At 67.5% G+C, this 6,749-nt stretch carries 5 protein-coding genes; all 5 read right to left on the minus strand.

The annotated features are described in order from the left end of the window. Positions 1-106 precede the first annotated feature (106 nt). Entirely contained in the window at positions 107-940 is an 834-nt protein-coding gene (gene mazG / locus QO207_RS13300) for a nucleoside triphosphate pyrophosphohydrolase (protein ID WP_301532856.1), read from the minus strand. Beyond that, positions 933-3,191, minus strand: coding sequence for a GTP diphosphokinase (gene relA / locus QO207_RS13305; protein ID WP_301532857.1), 2,259 nt, complete (start codon positions 3,189-3,191; stop codon positions 933-935). Before relA ends, mazG begins: the two co-directional genes overlap by 8 nt. A gap of 89 nt (positions 3,192-3,280) precedes the next feature. Then, positions 3,281-4,651 carry a 23S rRNA (uracil(1939)-C(5))-methyltransferase RlmD gene (rlmD, locus tag QO207_RS13310; protein WP_301532858.1) on the minus strand — a complete coding sequence of 457 codons (1,371 nt, stop codon included), beginning with the start codon at positions 4,649-4,651 and terminating at the stop codon, positions 3,281-3,283. 1 nt (position 4,652) lies between these two features. Further along, on the minus strand, positions 4,653-5,552 hold the full coding sequence (gene cysM, locus QO207_RS13315) for a cysteine synthase CysM (RefSeq protein ID WP_301532859.1): 900 nt from the start codon (positions 5,550-5,552) through the stop codon (positions 4,653-4,655). Positions 5,553-5,666: 114 nt separating this feature from the next. Further along, on the minus strand, positions 5,667-6,749 hold a 1,083-nt coding region (locus tag QO207_RS13320), incomplete at its 5' end, for a sensor histidine kinase (protein ID WP_301532860.1).

Below are 6,749 nucleotides of genomic sequence, written 5' to 3' on the forward strand. Positions count from 1 at the left end.
GTTCGCGAGCAAGGACTAGGCGTCCCCCTCGATCCTACGAAGAGCTAATAAAAAGCCCCGCGATTGCGGGGCTTTTTATTAGGCGCCAACTCAAGGGTGGCAGCACTTATCCACAGCTGAGCGGATTCTTCTCGTCGCGCTTGGCGGCGCCCCACAGCTCGTCCATCTCTTCCAGGTTGCTGTCTTCCAGCGTGCGCCCCTGGTCGCGCAGGGCCGTCTCGATGTAGCGGAAGCGTCGCTCGAACTTGGCGTTGGCAGCGCGCAGGGCGGTTTCCGGGTCGACCTTGAGCTTGCGCGCCAGGTTGACCACCACGAACAGCAGGTCGCCAACCTCCTCGGCCTGGGCCTCGGTGTCGCCACCGGCCATGGCTTCGAGCACCTCGTCCAGCTCCTCACGCACCTTGTCCACCACCGGCAGCGCGTCGGCCCAGTCGAAGCCGACCTGGGAAGCCCGCTTCTGCAGCTTGGCGGCGCGGCTTAGCGCTGGCAGCGCGTTGGGCACGTCGTCCAGCAGGGACAGCTGCACCGGCTCGGCGGCCTTGGCGGCGCGCTCCTCGGCTTTCAGCTCTTCCCAGCGCTGCTTGACCGCCGATTCCGCAAGCTTCGCCGGGTCCGGCTCGCCGTACAGGTCGCCATCGGGGAACACGTGGGGATGGCGGCGGATCAGCTTGCTGGTAATGCCATCGACCACCGCGTCGAATTCGAAGCGCCCTTCTTCCCGCGCCAGCTGCGCGTAGTAGACGACCTGGAAGAGCAGGTCGCCCAGTTCCTCGCGCAGGTGGTCGAAGTCACCGCGCTCGATGGCATCGGCGACTTCGTAGGCCTCTTCGAGGGTGTACGGGACGATGGTCGCGTAGCTCTGCTTGATGTCCCACGGGCAGCCGTTCTGCGGGTCGCGCAGGCGGGCCATGAGATAGAGCAGGTCGTCGAGCTTATGCATCCTTGGCACCTGCGCGATCACGCCGCGCCTCGATGATGTTGGGCAACTGCGAGATGCGCGCCAGCAGGCGGCCCAGCGAATCGAGGCCAGGAATCTCGATGGTCAGGCGCATGACCGCGGTGTTGTCTTCCTTGTCCGAGCGGGTGTTCACCGCCAGCACGTTGATGCGCTCGTTGAGCAGCATCTGCGAGACGTCACGCAGCAGGCCGGAACGGTCGTAGGCACGGATGACGATATCCACCGGGTAGGTGCTGACCGGCACCGGCCCCCAGCTGACCTGGATGATCCGCTCCGGCTCGCGGCCGGCCAGTTGCAGCGCGGTGGCACAGTCCTGGCGGTGGATGGTGACGCCGCGGCCGAGGGTGATGTAGCCGACGATCGGGTCGCCCGGCAGCGGCTGGCAGCAGCCGGCCATCTGTGTGAGCAGGTTGCCGACACCCTGGATCTGGATGTCGCCGCGCTTGCCGTGGCCGATCTTGCTTGGCTTGCGCGGAATGAGTTCGAGCTGCTCGGTGCCGCGCTCGGGCTCCACCAGCTGCTGCGCGTAGTTGACCACGTGGGCCAGGCGCAGGTCGCCAGCGCCCAGGGCGGCGAACAGGTCTTCGCCGGTCTTGTAGTTGGCCTTCTCGGCGAGCTTCTCGAAGTCCACCGGAGGCAGCGCCAGGCGGCCCAGCTCGCGTTCGAGCATGGCCTTGCCGGCGGCGACGTTCTGGTCGCGCGCCTGCAGCTTGAACCAGTGGACGATCTTCGCCCGCGCCCGCGACGTGGTGACGTAGCCCAGGTTCTGGTTCAGCCAGTCGCGGCTCGGCCCGCTCTGCTTGCCGGTGATGATTTCCACCTGCTCGCCGGTCTGCAGGCTGTAGTTGAGCGGCACGATACGGCCGTTGATCTTCGCGCCACGGCAGTTGTGGCCGACCTCGGTGTGCACGCGGTAAGCGAAGTCCAGCGGCGTGGAGCCCTTGGGCAGGTCGATGGCGTGGCCGTCGGGGGTGAAGACGTAGACCCGGTCGGGCTCGATATCCACCCGCAGCTGCTCGGCCAGGCCGCCGATGTCGCCCAGTTCCTCGTGCCACTCCAGCACCTGGCGCAGCCAGGAAATCTTCTCTTCGTAGTGGTTGGAGCTGGCCTTGACGTCGGTGCCCTTGTAGCGCCAGTGCGCACAGACGCCCAGCTCGGCTTCCTCGTGCATGGAGTGGGTGCGGATCTGCACCTCGAGCACCTTGCCCTCGGGACCGATCACCGCGGTATGCAGCGAGCGGTAGCCGTTTTCCTTGGGGTTGGCGATATAGTCGTCGAATTCCTTGGGGATGTGCCGCCACAGGGTGTGCACGATGCCCAGCGCGGTGTAGCAGTCGCGCATTTCCGGCACCAGCACGCGCACGGCGCGCACGTCGTAGATCTGGCTGAAGTCCAGGCCCTTGCGCTGCATCTTCCGCCAGATGGAATAGATGTGCTTGGCGCGCCCGGACAGGTCGGCCTTGATGCCGGTGGCGGCCAGGGCTTCCTTGAGCTGCCCCATGACGGTGGCGATGTACTGCTCGCGGTCCAGCCGGCGCTCGTGCAGCAGCTTGGCGATCTGCTTGTACTGGTCGGGTTCCAGGTAGCGGAAGGACAGGTCCTCCAGCTCCCACTTGATGTGGCCGATGCCCAGGCGGTGAGCCAGCGGGGCGTAGATGTCGAACACCTCGCGGGCGACGCGCATGCGCTTCTCGTCATCGCCGTTCTTCACCGCTCGGATCGCGCAGGTGCGCTCGGCGAGCTTGATCAGCGCGACGCGGACGTCGTCGACCATGGCCACCAGCATCTTGCGCAGGTTCTCGATCTGCGCCTGGGTGCCGAGCACCAGGGACTGTCGAGGGCTGAGGCTGGTGCTGATCGCGGCCATGCGCAGCACGCCTTCGATCAGCTTGGCGACCACCGGGCCGAAGCGCTGGGCGACGTCCTCCAGCTTGACCTTGCCTTCGCGCACGCCACGGTAGATCACCGCGGCGACCAGCGACTCCTGGTCGAGCTTCAGGTCCGCCAGGATCTCGGCGATCTCCAGTCCCGTCTGGAAACTGGAAGTGCCGTCGGCCCAGGAGTTGTCGGCCGTGCTGACCGCACGATCCTCGACCTCGCGAGCGAACTCGCAGGCTTCCAGCAGGACCTTGCGATCCAGGCCCGGGACCAGGGTCTGGACATGGTCCAGCCAGGCCTCGAGATTGATGCTGCCGTCAGTATTGACCGGCTGATGCGCTCTCACCTGTACCATCGTGTCTACCCTTCCCCACGGTGCGCCACAACACACCGCTCACTGCGCCGGCCTTTCTTGCTTGAGCCGGTCGGATTGCGCAAGCCGTCCTAGCCTGCCTCGAACAAAGCCATGGCCTCGACATGGGCCGTCTGCGGGAACATGTCGAGGATTCCGGCGCGCTTCAGACGATAGCCCTGTCGGGCCAGCTCGCCAGCATCGCGCGCCAGGGTCGCCGGATTGCAGGACACATACAGCACCCGCTCCGCGCCCAGTGAACGCATCTGCCGCGCCGGCTCGAAGGCTCCGTCACGCGGAGGGTCGAGCAGCACGGCGGTGAAATCCTCCGCCGCCCAGGGGGCGTCGGCAAGTGGTTTCGCCAGGTCAGCCTGGTGGAACCGGGTATTCGTCAGGCCGTTGGCCTGGGCATTGGCGGCGGCGCGCTCGACCATGCTCTGCACGCCTTCCACACCGACCACCTCGCGCACCTGGCGCGCCAGCGGCAGGGCGAAGTTGCCCAGGCCGCAGAACAGGTCCAGCACACGCTCGTCGCTGCCCGGCTTCAGCCAGCCCAGCGCCTGGGCGACCATCGCCTGGTTCACCGGCTCGTTGACCTGCACGAAGTCGCCGGGACGGTAGGCCAGGGTCAGATCCCAGGCTTCGAGCCGGAAGCCCAGCTCGCGGTTCCCGCTGTTTTCTGCAGCGCTGCTGCAAAGCGTCGGCTCGCCGTCGCCCTGCAACCACAGCTGCACATCCCGTGCCGAACAGAATTCCAGCAGTCGCGCACGGTCGCCATCGGACAAAGGTTCGATATGCCGCAGCAGCACTGCGCTGGCAGTGCCGTGGAACAGCTCGACATGGCCCAGCGCCTGGGGCTTGCTGAAACCGCGGAGCACTTCCGGCAGGTCGCGGGCCAGGGCTTGCAGCTCGGGCACCAGCACCAGGCAGTCATCGAAGGCGACGATGGCCTGGCTGGCAGCCGCGCGGAAGCCGACGTCCAGGCGCTTGGCCTTCACGTCCCAGCGCACGGCGAGGCGCGCGCGGCGGCGGTAGCCGAACTCGGGGCCGACCAGCGGCGCGGCCCACTCCTGCGGGCGCACGCCGGAGAAACGCTCCAGCTGCTCGGCCAGGGTGCGCTGCTTGAGTTCCAGCTGATCAGCGTGGGACAGGTGCTGCAGGCTGCAGCCGCCGCAGGTGCCGGCCACCGGGCAGGGCTCGCTGCGGCGGTTGGCAGCGGAGGTGAACAGGCGCTCGCTGCGCGCATCGACGATCTGCGCACGGGCCGAAAGCACGCGGGCTTCCACCGCCTCGCCGGGCAGCGCGTTGTCGACGAACCAGGTGCGCCCGTCGAGGTGGGCAATGCCGCGGCCGTCATGGGCCAGGCGCTCGATGTTCAGGCGCTGCTTCTTGCCCACCGGTACCGCAGGGCTGCGCGCTCCGCCACTGGGTTGGAAGCGCAGGCCGGATCTCTGTTTGGCCATGTCAGTTGGAGTCGAACACGCCCGAGGACAGGTAACGGTCGCCACGGTCGCAGATGATTGCCACCAGGGTCGCGTTTTCCAGCTCGCGGGACAGGCGCAGCATGGCCGCCACCGCACCGCCGGAGGACACGCCGCAGAAGATGCCTTCTTCACGGGCCAGGCGCCGCATCACGTCCTCGGCCTCGGTCTGCTGCATGTCGACGACGCGGTCGACGCGGGTGGCGTCGAAGATCTTCGGCAGGTACTCCTGCGGCCAGCGGCGGATGCCGGGGATGGCCGAGCCTTCCATCGGCTGCAGGCCGACGATCTGCACGTTGGGGTTCTGCTCCTTGAGGTAGCGCGACACGCCCATGATGGTGCCGGTGGTGCCCATGGAACTGACGAAATGGGTGATCTCACCGCCGGTCTGCTGCCAGATTTCCGGGCCGGTGGAATGGTAGTGGGCAACCGGGTTGTCGCCGTTGGCGAACTGGTCGAGCACCTTGCCCTGGCCTTCGCGCGCCATCTGGTCGGCGAGGTCGCGGGCGCCTTCCATGCCCTGCTCCCTGGTCACCAGGATCAGCTCGGCACCGTAGGCGGTCATGGCGGCCTTGCGTTCGGCGGTGGAGTTGTCGGGCATGATCAGGATCATGCGGTAACCCTTGATCGCCGCGGCCATCGCCAGGGCGATGCCGGTGTTGCCGGAGGTGGCCTCGATCAGCGTGTCGCCGGGCCTGATGTCACCGCGCAGTTCGGCGCGGGTGATCATCGACAGCGCCGGACGATCCTTCACCGAACCCGCCGGGTTGTTGCCTTCGAGCTTTACCAGCAGGGTGTTGGAAGTTTCCCCGGCCAGGCGCTGCAGGCGCACCAGCGGGGTATTGCCGACGCAATCGGCGATAGTCGGGTACTGCACGGTCATGGAGGCACTCGGTTCTGGAACAGGGCTCCCTATGATACCGGCAAAAAACGCAGCGCCATACGAAACTTCCTAACAAGCCGTGTTTGCGACCGCCCGCTACGACCACCAGGCAGGTCAGGCTGCGGCGGCATCCGGCAGGTGCAGGTGCACGCGCAGCCCGGCCTCGGCGCAGTCCGCCCAGAGTTCGCCGCCCTGCAGGCGCAGCGAGCTGCGGGCGATGCTCAGGCCCAGGCCGAAGCCCTCGCCGGTGCGCGCATCGGACAGCCGGGTGAACGGCAGGAAGATGCGTTCCAGGTCACTTTCCGCCACGCCGGGGCCGTCATCCTCCAGCCACAGGTGCCAGCCGCCGGACTCGCGCCGCCCGCTAAGGCGGATGCGCCCCTGGGCCGGAGAATGGCGAATGGCGTTGCGCAGCAGGTTTTCCAGAGCCTGGGCCAAGCCGTTGAGATGGCCGTGTACGCGGCAATCCGCCGGCACCCGATAAAGGAAGCGCTCGGCGCTCCAGCCAGCCTCGAAGCGTGCGTCGTCCACCAGCAGGTCCCACAACGAACGCAGGTCGATATCCTCCAGCGGCGGCCGCGGGCGTTCGGTGTCCAGCCAGGCCAGCTCCAGGGTGTCGGCGACCAGCCGCTGCATCACTTCCACCTCACGCTCGACACGCTGGCGCAGGGCCGTCTCGCTGATCGAGCTTTCGCCGGCCACCCGCAGGCGGCTGAGCGGCGTGCGCAGCTCATGGGACAGGTCGCGCAACAGCTGGCGTTGCAAGCCAACGTGGCCACGCAAGCGCTCGGCCATGTGGTCCAGGGCGCGGCCCAGCTCGCCCAGTTCGTCGCGCCGGGTGATCAGTTCCGGGCCGGCGACCGAGCCGAGATCGTCCGCCTCCAGGGCGTTGGCGTGCTCGCGCAGGCGCCCCAGCGGGCGCACCAGGCGCCGATAGATCAGCCCGCACAGCAGCAGCGCGAGGATCGCCGGCACCAGCGCGTGGCTGATGGATTGGCGCAGGAAGGTGAAGCCGCCGGGCAGGAAGCGCTGTGGCAGTTGCACCACCAGCCGCCCGGCGGCGGGCGCGTCAGGGAAGGGAATGCCTATGTAAGGGAGAGTCACCGAGCGCGAACTCACCGGCCAGTCCAGGCCGCGCTGGAAGGTCAGGTGGGCGATATCCGCCATGGGCAGCGGCTTCCTCGACCAGCAGGGCGG

The organism is Pseudomonas sp. CAN1, from assembly GCF_030462585.1.
In the GTDB taxonomy this organism is placed as follows: Bacteria; Pseudomonadota; Gammaproteobacteria; order Pseudomonadales; family Pseudomonadaceae; genus Pseudomonas.

What these genes read in the sequence shown, in the direction of transcription:
- mazG (WP_301532856.1), bottom strand. Translation starts at nt 940, where the DNA reads ATGCATAAGCTCGACGACCTGCTCTATCTCATGGCCCGCCTGCGCGAC.
- relA (WP_301532857.1), bottom strand. Translation starts at nt 3,191, where the DNA reads ATGGTACAGGTGAGAGCGCATCAGCCGGTCAATACTGACGGCAGCATC.
- rlmD (WP_301532858.1), bottom strand. Translation starts at nt 4,651, where the DNA reads ATGGCCAAACAGAGATCCGGCCTGCGCTTCCAACCCAGTGGCGGAGCG.
- cysM (WP_301532859.1), bottom strand. Translation starts at nt 5,552, where the DNA reads ATGACCGTGCAGTACCCGACTATCGCCGATTGCGTCGGCAATACCCCG.